The organism is Pseudofulvimonas gallinarii (assembly GCF_004343305.1).
Classification (GTDB): domain Bacteria; phylum Pseudomonadota; class Gammaproteobacteria; order Xanthomonadales; family UBA2363; genus Pseudofulvimonas; species Pseudofulvimonas gallinarii.
On the sequence record NZ_SMAF01000028.1, the window covers coordinates 1 to 25,677 of the forward strand.

Annotated in this window: 19 protein-coding genes; 8 read left to right on the forward strand and 11 right to left on the reverse strand. The window is 67.5% G+C overall.

Going from position 1 to position 25,677, the window contains the following annotated elements:
- Nucleotides 1-346: 346 nt before the first annotated feature.
- Together tdh and EDC25_RS13190 are read left to right on the forward strand one after the other, a co-directional pair.
- Nucleotides 347-1,369, forward strand: a complete 1,023-nt coding sequence (tdh, locus tag EDC25_RS13185) for an L-threonine 3-dehydrogenase (RefSeq protein WP_123521220.1) — start codon at nucleotides 347-349, stop codon at nucleotides 1,367-1,369.
- Nucleotides 1,360-1,686, forward strand: a complete 327-nt coding sequence (locus tag EDC25_RS13190; RefSeq protein WP_123521216.1) for a hypothetical protein — start codon at nucleotides 1,360-1,362, stop codon at nucleotides 1,684-1,686. Before tdh ends, EDC25_RS13190 begins: the two co-directional genes overlap by 10 nt.
- A 226-nt stretch (nucleotides 1,687-1,912) precedes the next feature.
- Here the strand turns inward: EDC25_RS13190 and EDC25_RS13195 are convergent, their stop codons facing one another.
- Together EDC25_RS13195 and EDC25_RS13200 are read right to left on the reverse strand one after the other, a co-directional pair.
- Nucleotides 1,913-2,134: a hypothetical protein gene (locus EDC25_RS13195; protein WP_123521215.1), complete on the reverse strand. Its 222-nt coding sequence runs from the start codon at nucleotides 2,132-2,134 to the stop codon at nucleotides 1,913-1,915.
- Nucleotides 2,135-2,155: 21 nt separating this feature from the next.
- Complete coding sequence (locus tag EDC25_RS13200) at nucleotides 2,156-2,359, reverse strand: hypothetical protein (RefSeq protein WP_123521214.1); 204 nt, start codon at nucleotides 2,357-2,359, stop codon at nucleotides 2,156-2,158.
- Between the two features lie 178 nt (nucleotides 2,360-2,537).
- Between EDC25_RS13200 and EDC25_RS13205 the strand changes: the two genes are divergently transcribed.
- Entirely contained in the window at nucleotides 2,538-3,911 is a 1,374-nt protein-coding gene (locus tag EDC25_RS13205; protein WP_123521213.1) for a hypothetical protein, read from the forward strand.
- A gap of 13 nt (nucleotides 3,912-3,924) precedes the next feature.
- Here EDC25_RS13205 and EDC25_RS13210 read toward each other — a convergent pair whose 3' ends face one another.
- Nucleotides 3,925-5,115: an agmatine deiminase family protein gene (locus EDC25_RS13210; protein WP_123521212.1), complete on the reverse strand. Its 1,191-nt coding sequence runs from the start codon at nucleotides 5,113-5,115 to the stop codon at nucleotides 3,925-3,927.
- 137 nt (nucleotides 5,116-5,252) lie between these two features.
- Between EDC25_RS13210 and kbl the strand changes: the two genes are divergently transcribed.
- A complete protein-coding gene (gene kbl, locus EDC25_RS13215; RefSeq protein WP_123521219.1) occupies nucleotides 5,253-6,455 on the forward strand; it encodes a glycine C-acetyltransferase in 1,203 nt (400 codons plus the stop codon).
- A gap of 921 nt (nucleotides 6,456-7,376) precedes the next feature.
- On the opposite strand, the gene EDC25_RS13220 is transcribed toward kbl, so the two are convergent.
- From EDC25_RS13220 to ahpC, 3 genes are all read right to left on the reverse strand, one after another.
- On the reverse strand, nucleotides 7,377-8,312 hold the full coding sequence (locus EDC25_RS13220; RefSeq protein ID WP_123521211.1) for a LysR substrate-binding domain-containing protein: 936 nt from the start codon (nucleotides 8,310-8,312) through the stop codon (nucleotides 7,377-7,379).
- Nucleotides 8,313-8,379: 67 nt separating this feature from the next.
- Entirely contained in the window at nucleotides 8,380-9,969 is a 1,590-nt protein-coding gene (gene ahpF, locus EDC25_RS13225) for an alkyl hydroperoxide reductase subunit F (protein WP_123521210.1), read from the reverse strand.
- A 153-nt stretch (nucleotides 9,970-10,122) separates the two neighbouring features.
- Complete coding sequence (ahpC, locus tag EDC25_RS13230; protein ID WP_123521209.1) at nucleotides 10,123-10,686, reverse strand: alkyl hydroperoxide reductase subunit C; 564 nt, start codon at nucleotides 10,684-10,686, stop codon at nucleotides 10,123-10,125.
- A gap of 190 nt (nucleotides 10,687-10,876) precedes the next feature.
- Between ahpC and EDC25_RS13235 the strand changes: the two genes are divergently transcribed.
- Nucleotides 10,877-11,185 (forward strand): Mpo1-like protein, encoded by a 309-nt coding sequence (locus EDC25_RS13235; RefSeq protein ID WP_123521218.1) that lies wholly within the window; start codon nucleotides 10,877-10,879, stop codon nucleotides 11,183-11,185.
- Nucleotides 11,185-11,745: a DUF924 family protein gene (locus EDC25_RS13240; RefSeq protein ID WP_123521208.1), complete on the forward strand. Its 561-nt coding sequence runs from the start codon at nucleotides 11,185-11,187 to the stop codon at nucleotides 11,743-11,745. Before EDC25_RS13235 ends, EDC25_RS13240 begins: the two co-directional genes overlap by 1 nt.
- A 1,090-nt stretch (nucleotides 11,746-12,835) precedes the next feature.
- Here the strand turns inward: EDC25_RS13240 and EDC25_RS13245 are convergent.
- Nucleotides 12,836-13,381, reverse strand: coding sequence for an ECF-type sigma factor (locus tag EDC25_RS13245; protein WP_205984887.1), 546 nt, complete (start codon nucleotides 13,379-13,381; stop codon nucleotides 12,836-12,838).
- 192 nt (nucleotides 13,382-13,573) lie between these two features.
- Between EDC25_RS13245 and EDC25_RS13250 the strand changes: the two genes are divergently transcribed.
- Entirely contained in the window at nucleotides 13,574-15,988 is a 2,415-nt protein-coding gene (locus tag EDC25_RS13250; protein ID WP_165910913.1) for a serine/threonine-protein kinase, read from the forward strand.
- 69 nt (nucleotides 15,989-16,057) lie between these two features.
- Here EDC25_RS13250 and EDC25_RS13255 read toward each other — a convergent pair whose 3' ends face one another.
- Complete coding sequence (locus tag EDC25_RS13255; protein WP_123521205.1) at nucleotides 16,058-16,942, reverse strand: rhodanese-like domain-containing protein; 885 nt, start codon at nucleotides 16,940-16,942, stop codon at nucleotides 16,058-16,060.
- 259 nt (nucleotides 16,943-17,201) lie between these two features.
- Here EDC25_RS13255 and EDC25_RS13260 point away from each other — a divergent pair, with 259 nt between their 5' ends.
- Nucleotides 17,202-18,404, forward strand: coding sequence for a hypothetical protein (locus tag EDC25_RS13260; RefSeq protein WP_123521204.1), 1,203 nt, complete (start codon nucleotides 17,202-17,204; stop codon nucleotides 18,402-18,404).
- 98 nt (nucleotides 18,405-18,502) lie between these two features.
- Here the strand turns inward: EDC25_RS13260 and EDC25_RS13265 are convergent, their stop codons facing one another.
- The 3 genes from EDC25_RS13265 to EDC25_RS13275 form a co-directional block, all read right to left on the reverse strand.
- Nucleotides 18,503-20,323, reverse strand: a complete 1,821-nt coding sequence (locus tag EDC25_RS13265; protein WP_123521203.1) for an ABC transporter ATP-binding protein — start codon at nucleotides 20,321-20,323, stop codon at nucleotides 18,503-18,505.
- A 145-nt stretch (nucleotides 20,324-20,468) separates the two neighbouring features.
- Entirely contained in the window at nucleotides 20,469-23,120 is a 2,652-nt protein-coding gene (locus tag EDC25_RS13270) for an ATP-binding protein (protein ID WP_123521202.1), read from the reverse strand.
- Between the two features lie 222 nt (nucleotides 23,121-23,342).
- Nucleotides 23,343-25,532: an HzsA-related protein gene (locus EDC25_RS13275; protein WP_123521201.1), complete on the reverse strand. Its 2,190-nt coding sequence runs from the start codon at nucleotides 25,530-25,532 to the stop codon at nucleotides 23,343-23,345.
- Nucleotides 25,533-25,677: the final 145 nt, after the last annotated feature.

The following is a 25,677-nucleotide window of genomic DNA, read 5'->3' on the forward strand; positions in this document are numbered from 1 at the left end:
GCGCCGCTCGCGATACCTTGCGTCCGTCTCTCTTCATGTCGGGTTGGACAGCACTGGCGGACATTGGTTCCCTAATTTACTGACTTATGAGTAAGCCGGCGATCCTCGCGCAACCGGACAACGCGCGCCGGAGCCGTGCGGGTTTGCATTCAGTCGTCGGCCAGATTCGACATGGCCACATCCGGTGGTGACTCAGCCGTTGCAGTGCCGACCGCGTGCGGACGACGCCCCCTCGCGCGCGTTTTCATGATCGCAGGCTGCGCGGCCAGGCTCCGGGTGCAGGTCACGGGGTCGTATAATTGCCGCCCCCGAACCTGTGCCCGGAAATGCCGCCATGTCCGAGATGATGAACGCCCTGGTCAAGCGCGAGGCCGGCCCCGGCATCTGGCTGGAGCGCGTGCCGGTGCCGCAGATCGGCCCCAACGATGTGCTGGTCAAGGTCGAGAAGACGGCCATCTGCGGCACCGACCTGCACATCTACAAATGGGACGAGTGGTCGCAGCGCACGATCCAGCCCGGACTGGTCATCGGCCACGAGTTCGTCGGCCGCATCGCCGAGGTGGGTTCGGCGGTGCACGGCTACGAGGTCGGTCAGCGCGTCTCCGCCGAAGGCCATATCGTCTGCGGCCGCTGCCGCAACTGTCGCGCCGGTCGCCAGCACCTGTGTCCGAACACTGTCGGCATCGGCGTCAACCGCCCTGGCGCCTTCGCCGAGTACATCGCCGTGCCGGCCAGCAACCTGTGGCCGATCCCCGACCAGATTCCCAGTGAGCTGGCGGCGTTCTTCGATCCCTACGGCAACGCCGCGCACTGCGCCCTGGAGTTCGACCTGATCGGCGAGGACGTGCTGATCACCGGCGCCGGCCCGATCGGCATCATCGCTGCGGGCATCGCCAAGCATGTCGGTGCGCGCAACGTCGTCGTCACCGATATCAACGATTACCGCCTGAAGCTCGCCGCCGACATGGGCGCCACGCGCGTGGTCAATGTCGGCAAGCAATCGCTGCGCGAGGTCATGAACGACCTGCACATGGAAGGCTTCGACGTCGGCCTGGAAATGAGCGGCAACGCCCACGCCTTCAACGACATGCTCGACTGCATGTACCACGGCGGCAGGATCGCGCTGCTGGGTATCCTGCCCAGGGGCGCCGGTATCGACTGGGACAAGGTCATCTTCAAGGGCCTGGTTCTGCACGGCATCTATGGCCGGCGCATGTACGAGACCTGGTACAAGATGACGCAGATGGTGCTGACCGGTTTCCCGCTGGGCAAGGTGCTGACGCACCAGATCCGCATCGAGGACTTCCAGCGCGGTTTCGACCTGATGGACGCCGGCCAGTGCGGCAAGGTGGTCTGCTCATGGACGTAGTGTTCGATCTGGGCGCGGCCGTGCCCCACATTATCGCCTTTGCGGTTCTCGCGGGGATCGTCGCCATGATGTATCTGTCAGGCTCGCGCAGATCCCTTTCCAACGTCGACTACGATCGTGTCACAAGGCCGGTGGCCCTGAACCGCTGGGCGGCGCGGCGTGCCCTGCTGTTGCCGTTGGGAGCTTTGGCGAATGCGTTGTGGGCAGGTCTGGGACGTCCATCGGAAGGCGCGTTGGCCCTGGTACTGGTCGTTACCGGGATGGTCGTGTGCACGTGGATCATTGTTGGCTCGCGCCGTTTCTACAGGCCGCGCTGACCTTGTCCTGATACCCGCAGGCGTACTCCGCGCCACGGCCCGACAAAGGCTGCAAACACGGCGCACAGCCACAAGCCGAGATGCCATCCCGGGACATTCTCAAATGCGTAGCTTGCTGCGCGCGCTTTTGCTTTCGGTGCCTGTTGTGCAAAGCGGCCTGGCGGCCGCAGCGGGCAGCAAGCTACCCGTCTACAAGGGCGCGGGATCGGCAGTTCTCGCGGCGTGTCTATCCTGGGCGGGGGCGGTGCCGCAGGGCCAGGCACAGCGCCAGCAATGCGAGCAGTGCGGTACCGATGCCCCCGAGCGCATCCACCGGCTGCGCCTGTGGCGTTCCGACACGCAGCGACCTCGTCTGCGCCGGGCAGTAATCGGTCGGATAGCCGGCCTGGAAGCCTTGCAGGACGAGCTGGTAGTCGCCGGGCGGCAACTCGAGCGTCGTGAAACGCACGGTGGCCGGCGGAGGAAGCTGTTAATGGGTGAACCAGGCGTCAAGGCTGATGGTGCTCCCGTCGACGGTGCCGTTGAAGCCCCAGAACACTTCGCCATAGACGGTCAGCCGGAACGATGCCTCGTAGCTGCTTCCGGTCGGCGTCATCTCCCAGGAAAGATCGGACAGTGTCGGACAGCGCGCCTGGGCGGCAGTGCTGGCCAGAAGTGTCAGCAGCAAAAGCATTGACCGGTTCCACATTGTCCATTCCCCCGCATGGTGTCAGCCAGCGCATGGTGGCAGTTCGAGGCAGTGCTGTCCACGCGGCGCGGGCGTGACGCCGGCCGGTGCCGCCGCGTTGGATGCGGTTCATCGGCAGGCGGCATCATGCGCAGCCCTGATGCCTGGTTTCCTTCGAACGTCCATGCGCCGCCATATCCGACCCGCGATCCTGCTTGCCGCGATGACGGCGATGACAGCCTTGCCGTTGCGCGGCGAAGAGGCAGCGGCCTTCGAATCCGAGCCGGTGCTGGCGGCGGCGACGCTGGTGTCGCCGGCATTGCTGGCCGGGCCGGGTTACCGCGTCGAGGCGCAGGTGCCGGTGGTCGGCTTCATGGCACGCTTCACGCTGCTCACCGATGATGGGCCATTGATCGCCGACAGCATCGAGTTGCTGGAGGAGCGCGCCATCGAGATGGCGGCGCTGAATGCACTGGATACTGTCGGTCACGGCGAAGCCTTCCTGCGTGCCGCCGCCGACAGCGCCGGCAGTCGCGCCCGCGCCGTCACGCAGGTCGTGCGCGATCCGCTGGGCAGCATCGCCGGCTTGCCGGCCGGCGTGCTGCGCTACTTCCAGAAGGAACTGGCGAAGTGGGGTGGTCGTTTCCGCAAGCATGGCGACCGCATCGCCCACGGTGCGCGCAACGATGGTGATCCCGAAGCGGTCGATGGTCCGATGACCGGCGGCCGCGCGCATCGACCTCCGCGCCCCGACCGGCCCTGGTACGCCAGCGCCGGTCGCGAAGTGGTGCGCCAGGCGGAAGACGCGGTCAGCCACGGCAGCGCGCGCCGCGCGCTGGCGCGACACCTGGGCATCGATCCCTATACCGCCACGCGCAACCCGGCACTCAATGAACGACTCGACCGCCTCGCCTGGAGCGCGGCGGCGGGACAGTTCGGCGTCGACCAGCTGCTGGGTTTCCTGCCGGCAGGCACCCGTGAAGCGTTCGGCCAGGGCGAACGCGTCAACGAGCTGGTGTGGTCGATGGATCCCGAAGACCTGCGAGCACGCAACCGCGAGGTGCTCGAGCGCTGGTGCGGCGACGGGTTCCAGCTGCGTCGCTTCATCCGCCACCGCGCCTTCCTGGCCAGCGTGCAGACGCGGCTGGTGGACGCGCTGGACGCGCTGGCACCGCGGAGCGGTTGTGAACACCTGCTCGACCTGGCACTGGCCGCCGACCACGACGTCGAGGCACGCTTCATGGCCAATGCACTGCGACTGGCCGGCGGTTACCTCGGCGAGGTCGGACGCGGAGCGCAGATCGATACCGTCGGCGCCGGCCTGACGCTGGCCACGCGCGACGGTCGCCTCGTGCTGCCGCTCCCGATCGATTTCCTCAGCTGGACGGAAACCGCCGCCGGATTCTTCGAGCAGCCGGCGCTGTCAACGGGCCCGCGCCTGCTGTTGTTGACCGGCACGCTGTCCGATCGCGCCCTGCGCGAACTGACGCGGCGCGGCTGGGAAGTGGTGACGCGCGTGCCCTATGCCGTCGCCGGCACGGAACCGGCGACGGGTTGAGTCGGACGATGCATCAGTAGCTGTGTCCGTCAAAGGTGTCGCGGAACAGCACCGGATGCGGCACGTGCATGACGATGCAGTGGATGGCGCCGCTCAGGCCGATGATGTCGCTGCAGTCGATGGGGACGATGTCGTGATAAGGCATCGCCTCCTCGAAAACGGACACGGCCTGCGCGTTCTGCGTGGGATAGCCAGCAAATTGGCAGACCAGCACCGTCTTGTTGACGATCACCGAGTTCGTATAGGTGTGGTGGGCATTGCTGGCGCGCCAGCCGGGCGTGCGGAACACGGTGTAACCCCGCGCGGCCATATCTGCGGCTGTGGCTTCAGTCACTGCCCGCGGCACGCCACCGCCTTCACTGGCCGCATATTCGCCAATGATCACCTTGTCGTCGCCGACCGGCAGCATCCACATGTCGATGTGCTGGGTGCTGTCGTATGACTTGGGAAGCGGGTCGGTAATGGTCAGGTTCAGACCTTGATGGTCGGCGTAGCGATCAATGACGTCTTGCTCAGTGAGTGCGGGGTTGCCTTCCACGGAGTCAAAGATCAGCGACGTCATGAAGGCATCGCGATTGCGGAAAAGATGGAAGTTCCCGCCGCCATGGCGAAGGCCAGTATCGAACAGCGACACGTCCCAGAGAGATGCAACCGCCGAAGGCACCAGGTTGTCGTTCGGGCGATTGCGGTTGTAGGTATGGTCGGAGATGGCCAGCTCACCGTCGTTCTCGATGAAGCGTGGACCATAGTCACGGATCCAGACACTGTCGGAAGGGCGCTGGATGAATTCGACATAGTCGAGATTGGCGCCTCCACCCTGCAAAACGGATCGGGCCGAGTTTTCCTGCGTCTGCCCACTCACCACAATCCAGACTTTCGCCGGCTTCTCGGCGGTCGTAATCGGAACGACCATTGAGGTATGGAGGGCGTTGAAAGAGCCCCAGCGAATAAAAATGCCCTGGTTGTATTCGTACTCGGCCTGCGCCCGGACATAACCCTCCGGTGGCGCGGTCGCGCCGCGGATTTCCCATGGTTCGACCGCGCGTTCCCACGGTGCGCGATGCCGCGGCAGCGGGTTGGGCTCGTCATCGACGATGGTCGCCAGATAGGCGGGATCCGCCTGGCGCGGCTTGACGCCTTCGGCGGCGTGGCCGGCGGTAGCCAGCGAGGCGAGGACCAACAGGGTGATGCTGTGTCGCAGCATGGCGGGCGCTCCCAATTGCCGGGCGGAAAGCCCGGAAGACTAGTACCTGCGACGGACCGTCGCCACTTCCGGCCTGCGCCGCGGCCGGCGTTTGCGGGACAATGGCGGGCGAACCACCTGCCGAGGATGTCCTGCCCATGACTGCTGCGCCCGCCGCCATCGCCCGTTACGCCGCCGAACTCGAATCGATCCGTGAACAGGGTCTGTTCAAGTCCGAACGCATCATCACCAGCCCGCAGACGGCGCAGATCCGCCTTGACGACGGCCGTGACGTGCTGAATTTCTGCGCCAACAACTATCTGGGCCTGGCAGACCATCCGGAGGTCATCGCCGCCGCCAAGGCGGCGCTGGACAGCCATGGCTTCGGCATGGCCAGCGTGCGTTTCATCTGCGGCACGCAGGACCTGCACAAGGAACTGGAGGCGAAGATCGCCGCCTTCTTCGGCAAGCAGGACACCATCCTCTATGCCGCCTGCTTCGACGCCAACGGCGGCCTGTTCGAGCCGCTGCTGGGCGAGGAGGACGCGATCGTGTCCGACAGCCTCAACCACGCCTCGATCATCGACGGCGTGCGCCTGTGCAAGGCCAGACGTTACCGCTACGGCAACTGCGACATGGCCGACCTGGAGAAGCAGCTGAAGCAGGCGCGCGCCGATGGGGCCCGCAACATCCTGATCTCCACCGATGGCGTGTTCTCCATGGACGGCTACATCGCGCCGCTGGACGAGATCACGGCGCTGGCGGCGAAGTACGAGGCGCTGGTCCACATTGACGAATGCCACGCCACCGGCTTCCTCGGCGCCACCGGTCGCGGGTCGGCGGAAGTGAAGGGCGTGCTGGAGAAGATCGACATCATCACCGGCACGCTGGGCAAGGCGCTCGGCGGCGCGCTGGGTGGCTTCACCACCGGTCGCGCCGAAGTGATCGGCATGTTGCGCCAGCGCTCGCGTCCCTACCTGTTCTCGAACTCGCTGCCGCCGCCAGTGGTGGCCGCCGGCATCAAAGTGTTCGACATGCTGTCTGGCGCCGACGACCTGCGCCGCACGCTGGTCGAGAACACGGCGTACTTCCGTCAGCGCATGACCGAAGCCGGTTTCGAGCTGCGTCCTGGCGAACATCCGATCGTCCCGGTGATGCTGTACGACGCGCCGCTGGCACAGCGATTCGCGGCGCGCCTGCTCGACGAAGGCATCTATGCGATCGGCTTCTTCTTCCCGGTCGTGCCGCAGGGCCAGGCGCGCATCCGCACGCAGATGAGCGCGGCGCATGCGCGCGAGCACCTCGACCTGGCGGTGGATGCCTTTACCCGCGTCGGCCGCGAACTCGGCGTCGTCAGCTGACTGCCGTCATGCGGGTGGGCATGCGATGCGGGGCCCTGTCATGAGGCGAACGCGGGCGTTTCGAGACGTCCGTGTCTGAGGCGAAAAGTCCCGTCCGTCATGCCCGCACGCGCGCGCATCCGGTAATGCGCGGCGAAGCGATGTGTTCGCCGCCAGCCTCAAAGTCCGTCATGCCCGCGAAGGCGGGCATCCAGTGCTTTGCGTGAAAGAGCGACTGGATCCCCGCCTTCGCGGGGATGACGAGCTGGCGGTATCCAGCCTGAGCGGGGATGACGCGCTCGCGTTTTCCAGCCCAAGGCGGGATGCCGCGCTGGTGGATTCCGCCTGCGCGGGGATGACGCGACAGAAGCGCGGTCTGTTTTCCCGCGCCCGGTAGTGACGCAGCGCCGCGTGTACGCCGCCAGCCTGAAAGTCCGTCATGCCCGCGAAGGCGGGCATCCAGCGCTTTGCGTGAAAGAGCGACTGGATCCCCGCCTTCGCGGGGATGACGAGCTGATGGTGTCCAGTCCGAGCGGATGACGCCCTCGCGTTTTCCAGCCCAAGGCGGGATGCCGCGCTGGTGTATTCCGCCTGCGCGGGGATGACGCGACAGAAGCGCGGTCTGTTTTCCCGCGCCCGGTAGTGACGCAGTGCCGCGTGTACGCCGCCAGCCTGAAAGTCCGTCATGCCCGCGAAGGCGGGCATCCAGTGCATTGCGTGAAAGAGCGACTGGATTCCGCCTGCGCGGGGATGACGGCCTCGCATTTTCCCGTCTGAGAGGGGATGACGCGCTGGTCCACCTGCGCGGATGACGAGCTGGCGTTGTCCCGCCTGGGTGCGGTGGCGGGCGGATTTGGAGCTGCGGGGTGACGGGTGCGGGCGTCCGGCCTGGACGGGATGACGTGCTGGTGGCTGAGGTCCGCGCGGGATGTCGGGGTCGGCTCAGGCGGGCCCTTGGCGGGCAATCGCGGTGGCCGGATCGAGCAGGCCGGCGGGCAGGGTGCGGAAGACTTCGGCCAGCTTCGGCAGGAATTCGCGACGCGCGCTGGAGCTGCGCCAGAGCATGGCGATGCGGCGGCTGGGCGCCGGCGATTCGAAGGGAATCAGGCGGATCGACCCGGACACGGCGACCGGCGGCTGTACAGCCAGCAGCGGCAGCAGCGTCATGCCGACGCCGGCGGCGACCATCTGCCGCAACGTTTCCAGGCTGGTGGCACGGAAACCGCTGCGTTCGCCGGCGCCCGCCAGGTGGCAGACTTCCAGCGCCTGGTGGCGCAGGCAATGGCCATCCTCGAGCAGCAGCAGGTTCTCGCCTTCGATGGCGGAAACCGGCAGCGGCCCTGCGCTGGCGGCGAGCGGATGGTCCTGCGGCACCGCCAGCACGAAAGGTTCCTCGAACAGCGGTTCCACATGCAGCTGGTCGCTGTTGACCGGCAAGGCGAGGATGCCGGCATCGAGCTGGCCTTCGCGCAGCAGCCGCAGCACGTCTTCGGTTTTTTCCTCGACCAGCAGCAGTTCCAGTTCCGGGAAACGCTGGCGAACGCTGGAGACCACATGCGGCAGCAGGTACGGGCCCAGGGTCGGGAACAGGCCGACGCGCAGGCTGCCGGCTTCGGGTGAGCGGCTGCGACGCGCGTCTTCGCGGATCTGCTCGGCTTCACGCAGGATGACGCGGGCGCGTTCAACCGCGCGTTCGCCGGCGGGTGTCAGCAGCAGGTGGCGCGGATGCCGCTCGATCAGTTCGACGCCAAGTTCGTCCTCGAGCTTCCTGATCTGCATGGACAGCGTCGGCTGGCTGACGAAGCTGGCTTCCGCGGCGCGACCGAAATGGCGGTGTTCGGCGAGGGCGACGAGGTAGCCGAGATCACGCAGGTTCATGGCGAAGGCAGCTCCCGACGGATGCAGGTGAAACGGCCCGGCGGCGGTCGCAGCCGGGCCTTCATGCTCAGGCGGCGAGTGCGTCGTCCTGCTTCGCCGGCGAGCTGGTGCGGATCAGGTAGTCGAAGGCCGACAGGGCGGCGGTCGAACCGGCGCCCATGGCGATGACGATCTGCTTGTACGGCACCGTGGTGCAGTCGCCGGCGGCGAACACGCCCGGCACGCTGGTCTGGCCACGCTCGTCGATGACGATTTCACCGCGCGGCGACAGCGCCACCGTTCCCTTGAGCCATTCGGTGTTCGGCAGCAGGCCGATCTGCACGAAGATGCCTTCCAGCTGCAGCTCGTGCTGGCTGTCGTCGCCGCGGTCGCGGTAGGACAGGCCGGTCACGCGCTGGCCGTCACCAAGGACCTGCGTCGTGCAGGCGCTGGTGATGATGTCCACGTTCGGCAGGCTGCGCAGCTTGCGCTGCAGGACCTCGTCGGCGCGCAGCTTGCTGTCGAACTCGATCAGCGTGACATGGGCGACGATGCCGGCCAGGTCGATGGCCGCCTCGACGCCGGAGTTGCCGCCGCCGATCACCGCCACGCGCTTGCCCTTGAACAGCGGGCCGTCGCAGTGCGGGCAGTAGGCCACGCCCTTGTTGCGGTATTCGTTCTCGCCGGGCACGTTCATCTGCCGCCAGCGCGCGCCGGTGGAAAGGACCACCGCACGCGACTTCAGCGAGGCGCCGTTTTCCAGCTCGACCTCGACCAGGCCACCCGGTTCGCTCGCCGGGATCAGCTTCGTCGCGCGTTGCAGGTTCATGATGTCCACGTCGTAGTCGCGGACATGGTTCTCCAGCGCGTTGGCCAGCTTCGGGCCTTCGGTGTGGTTGACGGAAATGAAGTTCTCGATCGACAGCGTGTCCAGCACCTGGCCACCGAAGCGCTCGGCGGCGACGCCGGTGCGGATGCCCTTGCGCGCGGCGTAGATCGCCGCGGCGCTGCCGGCCGGACCACCGCCGACCACCAGCACGTCGAAGGCGTCCTTGGCCCGGATCTGTTCGGCGGCACGCGCGGCGGCACCGGTGTCCAGCCTGGCGACGATCTGCTCGACGCTCATGCGGCCGCTGTCGAACGGCTGGCCATTGAGGAACACAGTCGGCACCGACATCACTTCGCGGGCGTTGACCTCGGCCTGGAACAGGGCGCCGTCGATGGCGACGTGGCGGATCCGTGGATTGATCACGCTCATCACGTTGAGCGCCTGCACGGTGTCCGGGCAGTTCTGGCAGCTCAGCGAGAAATAGGTTTCGAACAGGTAGTCGCCGTCGAGGGCGCGGATCTGTTCGATGACGTCAGGCTCGACGCGCGGCGGATGGCCGCCGACCTGCAGCAGGGCCAGCACCAGCGAGGTGAACTCGTGGCCCATCGGGATGCCGGCGAAGCGCACCTGGACATCGCTGCCGGTGCGGCCGATGGCGAAGGACGGACGGCGTGCGTCGTCGTCGCGGCGTACGTGGGTGATGAGGTCGGACAGGCTGGCGATCTGGTCGAGCAGTTCGCCCAGCTCCTTCGACTTGTCGCCGTCGTCCAGCGACGAGACCAGCTCGATCGGCTGCACCAGCTTTTCGAGGTAGGCGCTGAGTTGGGTCTTGAGGGTTTCGTCGAGCATGGCGGGACTCCGCTGGATCAGGTGGGCGGGGACGCTTGCGGCAGGAGTGGTCGATGGCCGACTGCTGCCGCAAACATCCCCGGAGGGATGCGTGCGGTGCGCGGGGCGGTGGAGGAGGCCGCCCGCGCACGGGGCCGCTGTGGTGCGGGTGGATCAGATCTTGCCGACCAGGTCCAGCGACGGCGTCAGGGTCTTCTCGCCTTCCTTCCACTTGGCCGGGCAGACCTCGTTCGGATGGGCGGCGACGTACTGCGCGGCCTTCAGCTTGCGCAGGGTCTCGGTGACGTCGCGGGCAATGGCGTTGTCATGGATCTCCAGGGTCTTGATCGTGCCTTCCGGATCGATCACGAAGGTGCCGCGCAGGGCCAGGCCTTCTTCCTCGATGTGCACGCCGAAGGCCTTGGTCAGCTGGTGGGTCGGATCGCCAACCAGCGGGAACTTCGCCTTGCCGACGGCCGGCGAGGTCTCGTGCCACACCTTGTGCGAGAACTGGGTGTCGGTGGTGACGATGTAGACCTCGGCGCCCAGCTTTTCGAACTCGGCGTAGTGCTCGGCCGCGTCTTCGATTTCGGTCGGGCAGTTGAAGGTGAAGGCGGCCGGCATGAAGATCATGACGGACCACTTGCCCTTCATCGAGGCGTCGGAGACTTCAACGAACTTGCCGTTGTGGAAGGCGTTCGCCTTGAAGGCGGGAATCTTGGTGTTGATCAGCGACATCGCATGGATCCTCGTTGGTTGGAGGGAAGTGATAGATGACGTTGGGCATCCTAGAGTGCCACGATAGATAGATCAAATCGAAATACAGGATCGTTTCGATAGGCTCTGTCTATTGGATGGCCTCGGCGCGCCGGCCGGATTGCTGGCCCGCAACATGAAGCGTGGGGCCGCCCTGCCTATCATCAAGGGCATGAGCCAACGCTACGCCACTTTCCGAGAGTTCTACCCGTTCTACCTGAACGAACACCGTGATCCGACCTGCCGACGCCTGCATTTCGTCGGCAGTGCCCTGATTGTCGTCCTGGTCGCCCTGGTCATCGCCCGGCTGCTGGCGCCGTGGTGGCTGCTGGCAGTGCCACTGGTCGGCTACGGCTTCGCATGGGTCGGCCATTTCTTCTTCGAGCGCAACCGGCCGGCCACTTTCACCTACCCGCTGTACAGCCTCATCGGCGACTGGGTGATGTTCAAGGACATCCTCACCGGCCGGATCCGTTTCTGATGGCCGGTGATGTGGCGGACGATGCCGCGGCCATCGCCGCGGTCATGGCGTTCTGGCGCGAGGCCGGCCCGGAGCGCTGGTTCGGCAAGGACGACGGTTTCGATGCCCGGTTCCGCGAGCGCCACCTTGGCGACCACATGGCAGCGGCGGCGCGCCGCTGCGAGCACTGGGCGGAGACGCCTGACGGTGCCGTCGCGCTGTTGCTGCTGCTCGACCAGTTCCCGCGCAACGCCTTCCGCGGCACGGCGCACATGTTCGCCACCGATCCGCTGGCACGCAGGTATACCCGCCGCATCGTCGCGGCCGGGATCGACCGTCAGGTCGAGCCGGCGCTGCGCACGTTCGTGTACCTGCCGCTGATGCATTCTGAGGACCTCGCCGACCAGGACGCTTCGGTGGCGCTGTACGAAACACTGGGCGGGCCCTCGTTGCCGTTCGCCATCGAACACCGCGACATCATCGTGCGCTTCGGCCGCTATCCGCACCGCAACGCCGTGCTCGGACGCGAGACGACGGCGGCGGAACAGGCGTTCCTCGACAGCGGCGGCTTCGCCGGCTGAGGGCCAGGGACGGCGACGGCGGCGCAACCGGCGTCCCCTGACAGCGATTCGCCGGCTGAGGCCAACGACGGTGTTGTCGCGACGCCGTTCCGTGAACGTGCAGTCGGTGCGGCGAGTCCCGGGAATGCCCCTGTCGTCCACCGGCTCCTTTGCTGTCATGCCCGCGTCGTCGACCGGCGCCATGCTGTCAGCCCGCGTCGTCGACCGGCTCCTTGCTGTCATGCCCGCGAAGGCGCGCATCCAGTGCGTGCGTGACAGAGCGGCTGGATCCCGGCTTCCGGGGATGACAAGCCCGAAGCGCGCGCTCTGTCTTCCAGGATCGTCCCGCTTCGGGCAGCGCCGCGGTGCGCCGGATCGCCGCCCGCCGCATTACCTGTCATGCCCGCGAAGGCGCGCATCCAGTGCGTGCGTGACAGAGCGGCTGGAACCCGGCTTCCGGGGATGACAAGCCCGAAGCGCGCGCTGCTGTCTTCCAGGATCGTCCCGCTCCGGGCAGCGCCGCGGTGCGCCTGATCGCCGCCCGCCGCATTACCTGTCATGCCCGTGCAGTCGGGCATCCAGATCGTATGCGTGCACGGAAGACAGGTTCCCCGCCTGCGCGGGCATGACGAGGTTGGAGTGCGCGGCCTGCGCGGGCATGGCGAGGTTTGGGTGTGCGGTCTGCGCAGGGATGAGGTAGTCCGGATGTGCGGTCGCGATTCCGCCTCGAAGTGGCCGAACGCGCATCGTCCACCGAAGCCGCAGAGGCCGGGATTGCATCGCCCGCCAAAACACAGCGCCGTCACACCCGCGCAGGCGGGTGTCCAGTGCTTCTTCGCCACAGCCGCTGGATGCCCGCCTTCGCGGGCATGACGAGGTTGGGGTGTACGGCCTTCGCGGGCATGACGAGGTTGGGGTGTGCGGCCTTCGCGGGAGTGACGAGGTCTGGTGTGCGGCCTGCGTGGGCGTGACGAAGTCTGGATGTGCGGTCAACAACTGCGCCATACAGGGACCGGGCCGCCATCGTTTTGGTCCGATGCAGCGCGCTGGGTCCTTCACTCCTGCCTGTGCGACGACGTGCGCATGCCGCGCGTTGCGTGTGCGCGCGGGCTCAGCCAGCGCCGTTCAGCGCGTCGTAAAGCCAGGTTCTGGCGGCCTGCCAGTGTCGTTTCACCGTCGCCGGCGACTGCCCCACGACAGTGGCGGTTTCCTCGATGCTCAGGCCCCCGAAGTAGCGCAATTCGACAATGCGTGCCTTGGCCGGGTCGATCGCTTCCAGCTTTTCCAGGGCGTCATTCAGGCCGAGCAGCTCGACATCGTCGGATTCGCCGACCTGTTCAAGGTGAGTCAGCGACATGCGCTCGCCGCCGTCGCGTTTCGCCGCCGCGCGACGACGGGCGTGATCGATCAGGATCTCGCGCATCAGCCGTGCGCTGACCGCGAACAGGTGGCCGCGGTCGTTGGCTTCGATGGCATCGAGTCCGGAAAGCCGCAGCCAGGCCTCGTTGACCAGGGCCGTGGGCTGCAAGGTGTGATCGCCTCGCTCGCGACGGAAGAGCTGTTCCGCCAGACGATGCAGTTCCGGGTACAGCGCGCCGATCAGTCGGTCGCGGGCACCGGCGTCGCCCTGGCGCCAGTCGGCAAGAAGCTGGGTCACGGCAGGTTCCATGTGCCCGAGTGTAGCGAAATACCGCGCCGCACCGCCCGAATGCCAACGCGAGCCGAACACGCCCGGATTTTCCGGGTTTCCCTCGCTTCCATTCGCGCGCGCATTCGCCGTCGAGGCAGCCGGCGCCGGCCGGGACGCTACACTGGCAGCGGCGAACGCGTCGGAGACTGGGGAGCCGCGATGGACCTGTCGGTGGAAATGACCGCGATGCGGCTGCTGGAACAGGCACTGGCGCTGCCGCTGTCGCAGCGGGCCGCCTGGCTGGCAACACTGCAGGCGGAAGACCGCGTCCTCGCAAGGCTTCGCGAACTGCTGGCGGCCGCCACGGAAGCCGACACGTTCCTGGAAACGCCGCTCGCGCCGTCGCTGGCTGCTGCGGCCCCCGGGGACCGTGGCCATGGTCTGCCGAAAGCCGGTGATCGCCTCGGTGCCTGGCGTATCGTCCGCGAGCTGGATCGTGGCGGCATGGGCGTGGTCTATCTCGGTCGCCGTGACGACGGCACCTACGAGCAGCTGGCGGCGATCAAGCTGATCCGCACTGGCGAGCTCATCGGCCACGCGCAGCATGCGCAGCTGGTCAGCCGCTTCCAGAACGAACGGCGGCTGCTCGCCCGCCTCGATCATCGCAACATTGCGCGCATTCTCGACGGCGGCGAGACCGCCGCAGGCGAACCCTTCCTGGCGATGGAATTCGTCGATGGCCCATCGCTGCTGGTGCATTGCGACGAGGCGCGGCTCGATGTGCCGGCGCGCATTGCCGTGTTCCGCAAGGTCTGCGCCGGCGTTCAGGCGGCGCACCGGCACCTGATCGTCCATCGCGACCTGAAACCGCAGAACATCCTTGTCGGCGCCGATGGCGAACCGCGCCTGCTCGACTTCGGCATCGCCCGCATCCTCGAACCGGATGCGCCGGATGGCAGCGCGACGCAGACGCAGTTCGTCGCCATGACGCCGGCGTATGCCAGCCCCGAACAGCTGCGCCAGGAAGCACTGACGACGGCTTCGGACATCTACTCGCTGGGCGTGATCCTGTTCGAACTGCTGACCGGCGTGCGGCCTTACCGCATGGACAACAAAAGCCCGGCGCAGGCCGAACGCCTGATCAGCACCGGCGCGCGCTCGCAACTGCGGCGCGCCCTGCTCGATGCGCCATTGCCCGATGGCGAACGGCGCGCGCGGCTGGCACGCATCAGCACCGACCTGGAACGCATCGTCGCCAAGGCCATGCACCCGGATCCGGTCCGTCGCTACGAATCGGCGCAGGCACTCGCCGATGACCTGCAACGACAGTTGCGCGGGCAGCCGGTCCTCGCCCATCCGGATTCTTTGCGTTACCGCATCGGCAAGTTCGTCCGTCGCCACCGCATTGGCACCGCCGCCGCCGCCCTGGCATTGCTGGCGATCCTCGCCGCGACTGCCGCGGCGTTCTGGCAGGCGCGACAGGCGAATCGCGCCGCCGCCGACATGGCGCTGGTCAACCGCTTCCTCACCGATGTCATCCAGGTGTCGAATCCCTTTGCCGCCGGCGAGGAGATGACGCTGGGCGATGCCCTTGACGAAGCCGCCGGCAAGATCGACGAACGCTTCGCCGACCGTCCCGACATTGCCGTCGACATCCGCAACACGCTGGCCGAAAGCCTGCAGGCGCGCTTCCGCACCGAAGCGGCCGGGCAGCAGTACGAACGCGCTGCCCAGGACGGTGAACGCCTGTTCGGTCGCCACGACCATCGCGTGCTGATGGCGCTGAATGGCCTGGCAGCAGTGCGCAAGGACCAGAGCCGGATGTCCGAGGCCGTCGCGATTTACGAGGACATCCTGGGCCGCATCGAGGAGAGCGGACACACGCAGCTGCCCACCTATGCCGGCGCCCTCAACGACCTGGGCGTTGCGCACCTGATCATGGAGAACCACGCCAAGGCGGCCGGTTACCTGCAACGCTCGCTGGATGCGATGGAACACGTCAACCGTCCCGAGGACGAGGCGCTGTTCGAGGAGAATCGTGCCCTCACGACGATCAGCCTCGCCCAGGCGCACCGTTCGATGGGCAATCTCGACCGCGCCGCAGAACTGTACGACCAGGGTCAGCGCGAGCTGGAACGGCTGTATCCGGACGGGGCGCCGCAGTTGGGCGTTGTGCTGAACAGCCAGGCGAGGCTGGCGCAGGATCGTGGCAACCTGCCGGCGGCGATCGATTTCCAGAAGCGCTCGATCGCCATGCTGGAGAAAACCCTGCGCGGCGACCACGCCCACAAGCTGGTGCCGATGGTGAACCTTGCGCGCTTGGCGCTGACACAGGGCGATCTGGCGCTGGCGGAAGAGTGGGCCGGGAAGGCGATGGCGATGGCGGATCGCCTGTACGCGAGTGGTGCGCCGCATCCGCTGCATGTCAACGCGCTGTCGGCGCTGGCCGCCGTGCGCATGGCGCAGGAACGTCGTGAAGAAGCGGCCACGATGCTCGGCTTCGCCCGCGACATGTTGCCGCGCATCGACTCGGTGCCCCGCTCGACGTCCGACCGGATCGCCGGGCAGATCGGTGAACTCTGCGCCGATCGCAGTCGGCCCCCGCTGTCCGTCTGCCGCCAGCGCGACGAATAGAGGCGCGAATCGGCGCCCTGCTCCGGTCACGGCGGGGCAGGGCGCGCGCATCGATCGCGCCTTCTGTCGTTACCAGCCGCCCTGATTCGGCTGTGGCTGGTAACCGGCGTTCTGGTAGCCGGCAGGCGGTTGCATGGCACCGCCCTGCTGCATGTTCATGCCGCCGTTCGCATTCATCGCCATGTTCTGCACGGCCTGCCAGGCCTCGATGCCGCCGCGGTACCAGTACACCTGCGTGTAGCCCATGTTGATGGCGCGCAATGCCGCGTTGTAGGACATCCAGCATTGCGTGCTCTGGCAGTAGAACACCATGGGCACCGCCTTGTTGCCTTGCGTCACCTGCTGCAGGTACTGGCCGAATTGCTGCTGCGTCTGGTCCTGGAAGGTGCCCGCCTGCGAGGCGCCGACGGCGTTCTGCGCGTTCGGCAGCGTCGGGCCCGGTCCCAGCACGTGGAACACCAGCAGGCTGCCGTTCTGCATGCCCTGCTGGTACATCGCGAGCAGACGGTCGGTGGTCACCACCTGTCCGCCGGGAATGCTGGTCGGTGTCGGGCCATGCAGGTTCGTCTGCAGCTGCTGCTGCGGCGGCACGCCGAAATCCTGCATCTCCATCTGCACGATCGCCTGCGCCGGATTGCCGCCGCCGGGCGCGCCGTTCATGCCGCCGCTCATTCCACCGCCCGTTCCGCCACTCATGCCACCCGGCATGGCACCGTTGACGCCGCCGTGCATGCCCGGGTTCGGCGGCTGCTGCATGCCGGGGCCGGACGGATAGCCGGTCTGGCCCGTCGGCGGCATCTGTGCGGCGGACGGATAACCGGAGGGCTGCGTGGGCGGGGCGGGATAGGCCGGCGCCTGGTCGAAACCCTGCTGCGCCTGGACGGCAAAGCTGCACGACAGCGTGAGCGCCGTGGCAAGGAAGGCGTTGCGGCGGCTGTGGCGGGAACGGTTCATGAGGCTCTCCAATGTCGGGTGGTCAGCGCGGGGCGCGGTGGCGGGCCACCATGGCCGCCTTGTCTCTGAAGGCGCACGATCCGGGGAAACCGGCTCAGCGGTGCATGGCGATCTTTCACTGGCGTGTTTCGGGCGGCGTGTTCACTCGGCGAGTTTCAGGCGGCGAGTTTCAGGCGGCGTGAGCCGATTCGGGCGCGATCTGCGCAGGAAGGGATGAACGGCCAGACGCGCCGGTCCGCCATCCACGGGAAGCCACGCCATGAACGCCTCGATTCGCCGCCGACTGATCCTTCGCTGCCTCGCCACCCTGACGGTTGCGGCCGTCCTCCAGGCCCCGTTCGACGCCAACGCAGAAGCGGCCGCCGGACAGGCCGTCCAGGCGCACGAACGCGGCATCTTCTTCGACTGGCGTCCAGTGCGCGCCGAGGCCTTGCGGATCGCGCAGGCGTCGCGTCCCACGGCCGGGCAGTTGCAGCGTGTCGAGGTCGTGGACAGCGCGGGATTCGGTCAGCCCATGTCGGCAATGAATGTCGATGTGCCTGGCGGCTGGCGCACGGAAGGCAAGGTGGATTGGGACAGGTCGACGATGTGTGTCTGGAATGCGCCGCGCCTTGCGCTGGATGCCTCGTCACCGGACGGTCTGCATGGCATCGCCCTCATGCCGACGATGGGCTGGCAGGTGTCGACGATGCCCGTGGACCCTTTCGATCCCTGTCCGACGGCGCCGATGGTGATGGTCCGCGACTACCTCGAATTTGTCGCGCGCAATGCCCGGCCGAACATGCGCGTGGTGTCGTACCGGGATCGCCCGGACATCTCGAATCCCGGCGCGACCTATCCAGTCTATGCCGGCGAGTTGCTGATCGCCTACACGCTGCAGGGCCACGAAATGCGCGAAACGCTGGTGTCTTCGGTGACGCATACGCGCCTGGCGCCGGGCGGCCTGCTGGTGAATGCGAACCTGACGCTGGGCGTGCGCGCGCCGGACGGCTTGCTCGACTTCCAGTTCGCCGAGCGCGTGCGCAGCTCGCTGCGCTACAACGAGGACTGGTACAGGCGTTATTCGGAGTGGAGCATCGGCCGCCTGCAGGAAGCGCGGCAATTGGCGCAGACCGCGATCCAGAATTGGCACGACCGGCGCATGAACGAGATCACCATGGCCGGCATGACCGCGCGCCACAACATCCGCATGAATACGATCGCGGACATCGGCCGCATCAACACGCAGATCTTCAACAATACGTCGGCCGCCAGCGAGCGCATGCACGCAGCCAGCATCGACGCGATCCAGGAAGTGCAGCCCTGGCGTGATCCTTCCACCGGCCAGCAGGTCGACCTGTCGATCCACTACAACCATGCCTGGCAGCTGTCCGACGGCCGCCAGTTCCTGACCAACGACCCGAACTTCGACCCCAATCGCGAGTTGGGCATCCAGGCTCGACAGCTGGTACCGGCACGCTGAGCGCAGCGGGCCGCGGGTGGCCGCTCGCGACGCCGATTCTGCAGGCGCAGGCCGGATCCGGTGGCGCGACCGGTCGATGATGGCGTCGTCGCGGCAGCTCAGCAGTTCTCGCCCGTCTGCAGTCGCCACAGCGTCGCATACAGCCCGTTGCGCGCGACCAGTTGCCCGTGCGTGCCGGATTCGACGATGCGGCCCTCGTTGAGCACGTGGATCGCATCGGCCTGGCGCACGGTGGACAGGCGATGCGCCACCACGATCAGCGTGCGACCCTGGGCCGCCCGCTGCAGCGAGCGCTGGATGGCGGCCTCGGTTTCGTTGTCGACGGCGGAGGTGGCCTCGTCCAGCACCAGGATGCGCGGATCGCGATACAGCGCGCGGGCCAGCGCAATGCGCTGGCGCTGGCCGCCCGAGAGCAGCAGGCCGCGTTCACCGACCGGGCTGTCGTAGCCTGACGGCGTGGCGGCGATGAAGTCGTGCGCTTCCGCCGCGCGTGCGGCGGCCTCGATGCGCTGCCGGTCCGGCGCCGGGTCGCCGTAGGCGATGTTCTCGGCCAGCGTGCCATCGGTCAGGAATGGATCCTGGGCAACGAAACCGATCTGGCCACGCAGCAGGCTGCGGGGCAGTTCGCGGACATCGATGCCGTCCAGGGTGACGGAGCCGGCATCCGGGTCCTCGAAGCGCAGCAGCATCTTCAGCAGCGTGCTCTTGCCGCTGCCCGTCGCGCCGACCAGGCCGATGGTCCGGCCGGCCGGAACCTCCAGGTCGATGCCGTGCAGCACAGGCCGACCGTCATAGGCGAAGCGCACGCCGCGGAAACCGACGGCACCGGTGGATGGCCCGGGCAGCGTGCGCGTGCCGGCATCACGGGCCGGCGGCAGGCGCATGAGGTCGGTCACGCGCGTGACCGACGTCATCGCACGCTGGTAGAGATCGGTCATCTCGGCCAGGCGTGTCAACGGCCAGAGCAGCCGCTGCGTCAGGTAGACCAGTGCCGAGTAGCTGCCGACTCCGAGATCACCGCGCAACGTGAGCAGGCCACCATAGAGCAGCGTGGCGACGAAGCCGGCGAGAATGGCAATGCGGATCACCGGCGTGATCGCAGCGGCCACGCGGATGGCTTCGGCATTGCGCTGGCGATAGGCATCGCTGGCCTGGGCGATGTGCGCCGTTTCGAAGTCCTCGGCGGTGTAGGCCTGAATGGTGCCCATGCCGAGCAGGTTGTTGCCGAGCCGGCGCGACACGTCCGAAGCCGCCTCACGCGCGGCCGCGTAGCGCGGCGCCAGCCGGTGCATGAACCAGAACGCGCCGAACAGGATCAGCGGTACCGGCAGGATGGCGAGCACGGCGAGGCTGGGTGTGAGCACGAAGAACACCGCGCCGACCAGGAGGCTGGAGCAGGCGACCTGGATCAGGTCGTTGGCGCCGGTGTTGAGGAAGCGTTCGATCTGGTGCACATCCTCGTTGAGCACCGCCATCAGCCGACCACTGCGTTCGCGTTCGATGCGGCCGGGATCCAGCGTCTGCACGTGCCGGTAGGCATCCAGGCGCAGGCGGTGCTGGAGGTCCTGCGCCAGGTTGCGCCACTTCAGCGCCAGCAGGTATTCGAACAGCGATTCCAGAGCCCACACGATGATGGTCAGGCCGGTCAGCAGCAGGAGCTGGTGCACGGGATCGGGCAGGCCCATGCGCGCGATGAAGGATTCGCGCTGGTGCACGACCACGTCGACGGCGACGCCGATGAGGATTTCGGGCAGGACGTCGAAAAGCTTGTTCAGCACCGAGTACAGCGTTGCCAGCCAGACGTCGCGCTGGCGGTCGCGCGCATAGGCGGCAAGACGACGCAGTGGATGGGCGTCGGGTTGGAGCACCTGCGAGGGTTGCGTCGGGCGTATTGCCGGGTCCTGGCTGGAGGCGGTCATGGACGGGCGCCGGTTGAAGGGCGCGCATTATGGCACCGGCGCGACGGCGCAAAGCCTTCGCGCTCAGGCGCGGGTTGTGGTCGTGTCCCGCCGTCGCGCGCGCTGGGGCTGTCCGCATCGATGGGCATGCCGCGGCGGCTGGCGCTCATTGAATGCCAGGGTGCGCCTCCGCGCCGCGTCCGCACAGTGATGTCGATGCCTTCCTGCCGAGGTGCGTCGACGGCGCGACCCCGAAGTGCTCGCGATAGGCGCGACTGAAAGCGGCCAGGTTGCCGTAGCCCACGGCGTAGGCGATTTCCGACACCGTGCCGGCACCCTGCTCCAGCAGGCCGCGGGCCCGGATCAGGCGATGCTGGCGCAGCCGCTCCAGCGGCGTCATGCCGAACAGTTCCTGGCAGTGCCGGCGCAGCGAACGTTCGGACGCATGGGTGGCATGTGCCAGTTCGGCCACGCTCGTCTCCGGCTGGTGCGCCAGCCCCTGCAAGGCCTCGTCGATGCGTTGCGCAAGCGGACGGCGGCTGGACGACGGCGCCGGTGATGACGGTGCACATTGCAGCAGGCGCTGCAGCCTGAGCCGCGTTGCCAGCATGGCGGCAACGTGTGCGCGCAGCACCTGGCTGTCGAACGGCTTGGTCAGGTAGTGGTCGGCGCCCGTTGCGAGGCCGGTGACCTGGTCGTCCACGCCGGTACGCGCGGTCAACAGCAGCACGGGTATGCCGGCAAGGTCGCCGTTGGCGCGCAGGGCGGCGACGAGGCTGAGTCCATCGCGTTCGGGCATGACGACGTCGGAGACGATGGCGTCCGGCAGCAGCGAGGGAATGCGCGCCAGCGCCTCTTCGCCGTTGCAGGCGGTGGCGACGCGGTAGTCACCGGCGAGCAGCTCGGCCAGATACAGGCGCAGGTCGTCCTGGTCCTCGATCACGAGCAGCAGCGGGCGCTGGCTCCCGTCGTCGGGATCGGCGGGTGTGGAAGGCGGTCGCTCGTCGGCGCTGGCGGTCGTGGCCGGGGCGTCTTCCCGCGCATCCGGTTCAAAGCCCACCAAAGGCGCCGTCGATCCGCGGGCGTGTGCAGGCAGCCAGACGGTAAAGCAGGCGCCGCCCAGATCGCTGTCGCCGGCTTCGATGCCGCCGTCGTGCAGGCGGACCAGTTCGTTGCACAGCGCCAGGCCGATACCGGTGCCCTCCTGCGCGCGCAAGGTGGCGTTGCCGGTGAGCTGGAAGCGGTCGAAGATGCGCTCGCGCCACTGCGCGTCGATGCCGGGACCACTGTCGTCGACACGGAAGCCGATGCGGCGGTCGTCGTGAGCGGTGCGCACGCGCACCCGCCCGCCACGCGGGGTGAACTTCAGCGCGTTGCCGACCAGGTTGGCGACCACGCGCGCCAGCTGCTCGGCATCGCCGTGGCAGGGCAGCGATGTGGCCCGGGCGTCCAGCGCCAGGATGAAAGTGCGCGCTGGCAGGGACAGCAGGCCGTTCCGTTTCAGGCGGAAAACCAGTGAGCTGCCGTCCGGCTGGACCACGAACTGCTCCGAGTTGCTCGGATGGATCACGCTGGCAATACCGAAGCGATGCGGCGTCGGACCGCCGCCCAGCTGGGTGAGCCCGCCGGTGACAATCATGTCGGTGCGTGAAGTGCCGGTGAGCCCGTACACGGCACCGTCCGCAGGCGTGACGACCCATGGGGTCCCATCGGCCTGGAGGAGGGCGAGCGGGCCCGACGCGGTGCTGCCCTGTATGGACGTGAAGTGTCCGCCGACGAACATTTCGCCACCGCCCAGCAGCAGGATCGAATAGACATCACCGTCGGTATTCGCCTGGAACGTGGGGTCGAGCGTGCCGTCGGGATGCAGGCGCGCGAGGTTGTTCCGTGCCACGTTGTTGACATACTGGAAATTGCCGCCGATGACGATCCGGCCGTCGGGCTGGATGGCGATGACGTTGACGCGGCCGGTTCCTTCGGTGGCGCTGGCGAGGAAGCTGGGATCGCGGCTGCCATCCGGGTTCAGGCGCACGATCGAATAGTGGCCAGGCGACCCGGGCGCCGGGAACATGCCGCCCACCAGCACGCGGCCGTCGGGATAGCTGGCAAGGGTGCGCACCTGGTTGCCGTCATCGATGTCGTAGGCCGCGAGCAGGCCGCCGGTGGTGTTGAAACGACCGAGCAGATGGACGGTGCTGCCGTTCGCGGCGTGGAAATCCCCGCCGATGAGCAGTTGCCGGGTATTGCCCTGGCTGTGGAAGGATGACTCCAGCATCAGCCGGGCGAATCCGTCAAGGCGTGGCAGCAACCCGCCTTCAATGGTGGGCGCACCGCCACCGTAGTGGATGGACATGGCGTGGCGGTGGTCGTCGACGACGGTGCCGTCAAGGCGCACCTCGTCGAAGGCGCCGCTGATGTAATAGCCGCTGCCGTTGACGTGGTTGGCAATGGCGAAGACCCGGTCGTTGAGCGTGAGCCTGGCGAAGTTCGGGTCGAAGTCCCCTTGCGGCGCTACCCGCATGATGTTCTGCGCGCCGGCCACCGAGAAGCTGCCACCGATGAGGATCCCGAACGAACGGTCGAGGACGGCCGAGCTGGTAAACGGCGTGCCGGTGACGCTCGACATTTCGTCGGGCAGCTCGACGGATCGGACATGGATGCCGGACGCCGGTGCGTCGATGGGGTGCAGCGGCTTCCGGGCAGGCAGTACCACGGTTTCGGCGTTGACGGTGCCGGCGAGGCCGAGGGCAAAGGCGAGCGGCAGGGCCAGCCGCCGGCCACGCACGGAGGCCGGTGTGATGGATGACGGTTGCGTCATGTCGAATCTCCCACTGGGTTCCGGCCACGGCGGATCCGTGGCGGGTAACTGATCGCAGGAATCGGACGCGACGGTGCTTTGCCTGCCCGGCCGCGCGCTTTGCCATGTCGGCCAGATCGTTGTCGCGGCGCTCCCGGGTCCGGCTACGCGGCCGCTGGCGGCGGGGCCATGCGCAGGCGGGGGCGGCGCCGGAACGGGGCGCCGCCTCTCCGGAGTGCGCTGCTATTCGAAGTCGTCGGCGAACAGCGGGTCGCCGTTGGCGGCGAACCAGCCCAGCAGGTCGCGCAGGGCGATCGGCATGTTTGCCGCGACAGGCTGGCCAGCCTGGTTGGTCGGCGTCGAACCGTGGCAGCCGTCGCAGGCGCGGATCTCCCCGGGCTGCAGGGTCAGCCAGTAACGCTCGCGCACGACTGCCTCGCCCTGCGGACCGGTCAGCTGCCAGCTCAGTGCGCGTCGCGCCGGGACGAACATCGCCACCGACCCGTCACTGGCGATCACGGCCGAGCCGTCCGGTGCATCGGGGTTGGGCGGCAGGAAGCGCAAGGCGGCGGGATCGTGCATCACCTGCGCCAGCACGCGGCGACCCGGCCGAGGGTTGTTGATGCCGCCGATGCCGCGGATCTGGTCGGCCTGGAACATCTGCATGTCGGTGACGTCGTAGATGCGCCCGCCATTGCCCAGCGTCTGAACGCCGCCCGGGACGCGCAGGTTGAAGGGCTGCTGGCGGTCCAGGCGGTCGCGCGTGGTCGCGTTGCGCACGACGACCAGGCCGAGGTTCCAGGCGCGCATGAATTGGCGCAGCGATTCCAGATTCGCGCCGGCGGCGGCCGCGGCCTGTTGTTCCGGTGGCTCCGGCGCCGGCTCCAGCTGCAGCGGCGGGCGCTCGCGGGCGACGACTTCGACCGGCGACAGCTCCCAGAACTCGCCGCTGTACGTCACCATCACGTCCGGGTCCCAGAAGCTGACGCTGCGCTCGATGCCGTCGGTCAGCGCAGCGCCGGGCGCGAACTGGCCGCTGCCGGCCGGGGCTAGGCGACGGATGCGGAAGCGGTACGACGGTACCGGCGCCGGCCGCGTGCCGAGGTTCGAGGCATAACTCGCGCTCGTGGTGTGCGCGGCGAGGATCGTGCCGTCGCTGAGCACGACGGGATTGCGGTAGCGGCCGCTGAAGGCCGCCGGGGCGTTGCCGTTCTCGTAGAAACCGTGCGCCGAGCGGTCATGCAGGTACTGGATCACCAGGTCGCGCGCCTGCATCTGCGGCGTGGCTACGAAGGCGACCAGGTGGCCGGAACCATGCGTGCCGAATTCCGGCGCGTCGACGCCCAGGTAGCGGCCGGGCGTCGTCGGATCCTCGGCCAGGTGCGTGAGGTTGAGCACCGCGTTCGGATTGGGGCGTGGCGTGCCGCCGGCGATGAATTCCACCAGGCTGGGATCGTCGTTGAAGCTGCGGTCGAAGTAGGCGTGCAGCTCGTGGCGCCCGATGTGGTTGAGCGTTTCCTCGCCGGTGCCGTCGGCGCGGATCTGCCACGGCGAGAAATGGTTGAAGCGCAGGCCGTTGACATTGCCCGAGTTGAGGCGCGGTTCCGGGAACACCTCTTCGACCGTGTCCAGGCGCGGTGCATCCGCCGCTTCCGACGCCCAGTTGAAGTTGCCGTAGTAATTGCCGGTCCCTTCCGCCTGCTGGTCGCGCTGCAGATGGTCCCAGCGCGTGAACACGATGCGGCCGTGGCGGTCGACGAGCGGATCGAACGAGCCGGATGGCGAATGCTGCAGCAGGATCAGTTCGCCGCTGGCCGGATCCAGGCGCCACAGACCGGTCGGCGTGGCGGTGGATTCGTATTCGTCATGTTGAGGATAAAGGTGGCGCTGGCCGTTGCGCGGGCGGTCGGAGACGAACACGATGCGGTCGTCGGGCAGGTAGGCCGGTTGCACGTTGTTGTACTGCGCGGGCTGGTTCGGCACCACGCTGATGCTCGCGGTCTGCCCCTGCGCGAGGCCGGTCACTTCGTACAGCTGGAAGTAGTGCGAAGGATTCTGGTACTGCTGCGTCGGGGCGCCGATGGCCATGGCGAACACCGCCTTCTGTCCCGTCCAGTGCACGGCCGGATCACGGACGACGATCGACTGCGCGCCCTGGAAGCCGGTCGTGCCGAAGCCGGCTTCGGCGGTCAGGTTGCGCAGCGTGCCATCGGGGTAGCAGACCATCAGGTCGCCACCGCGGCCGCTGCCCGCGATTCCGGCGCGATGGTTGGCGAACACCGCGCCTATGGTGGCGAAGTCGTTGGGCACCGGATACTGCAGGACGAACATCACCGGATTCGGCAGGCCGGCGCCGTTGCATTGCGTCTGTGCCTGGCCTGCGCCGGCGCTGCCCAGCAGCAATAGCGCGATGAAAATGCTGCGTGCCCGCATGGTCGTCCCCTTCTTGACCGGATGGCGTCAGCGCGTTCCTTCCTGGAGTCTGGATATGGACGGCGCTGGCCGCCCGAGTCTAGTGCAATCCGCACGGTGCAAAGGGGCACTGGTCGACAGTTGCCGCAGGCGTATTCTTGGCAGG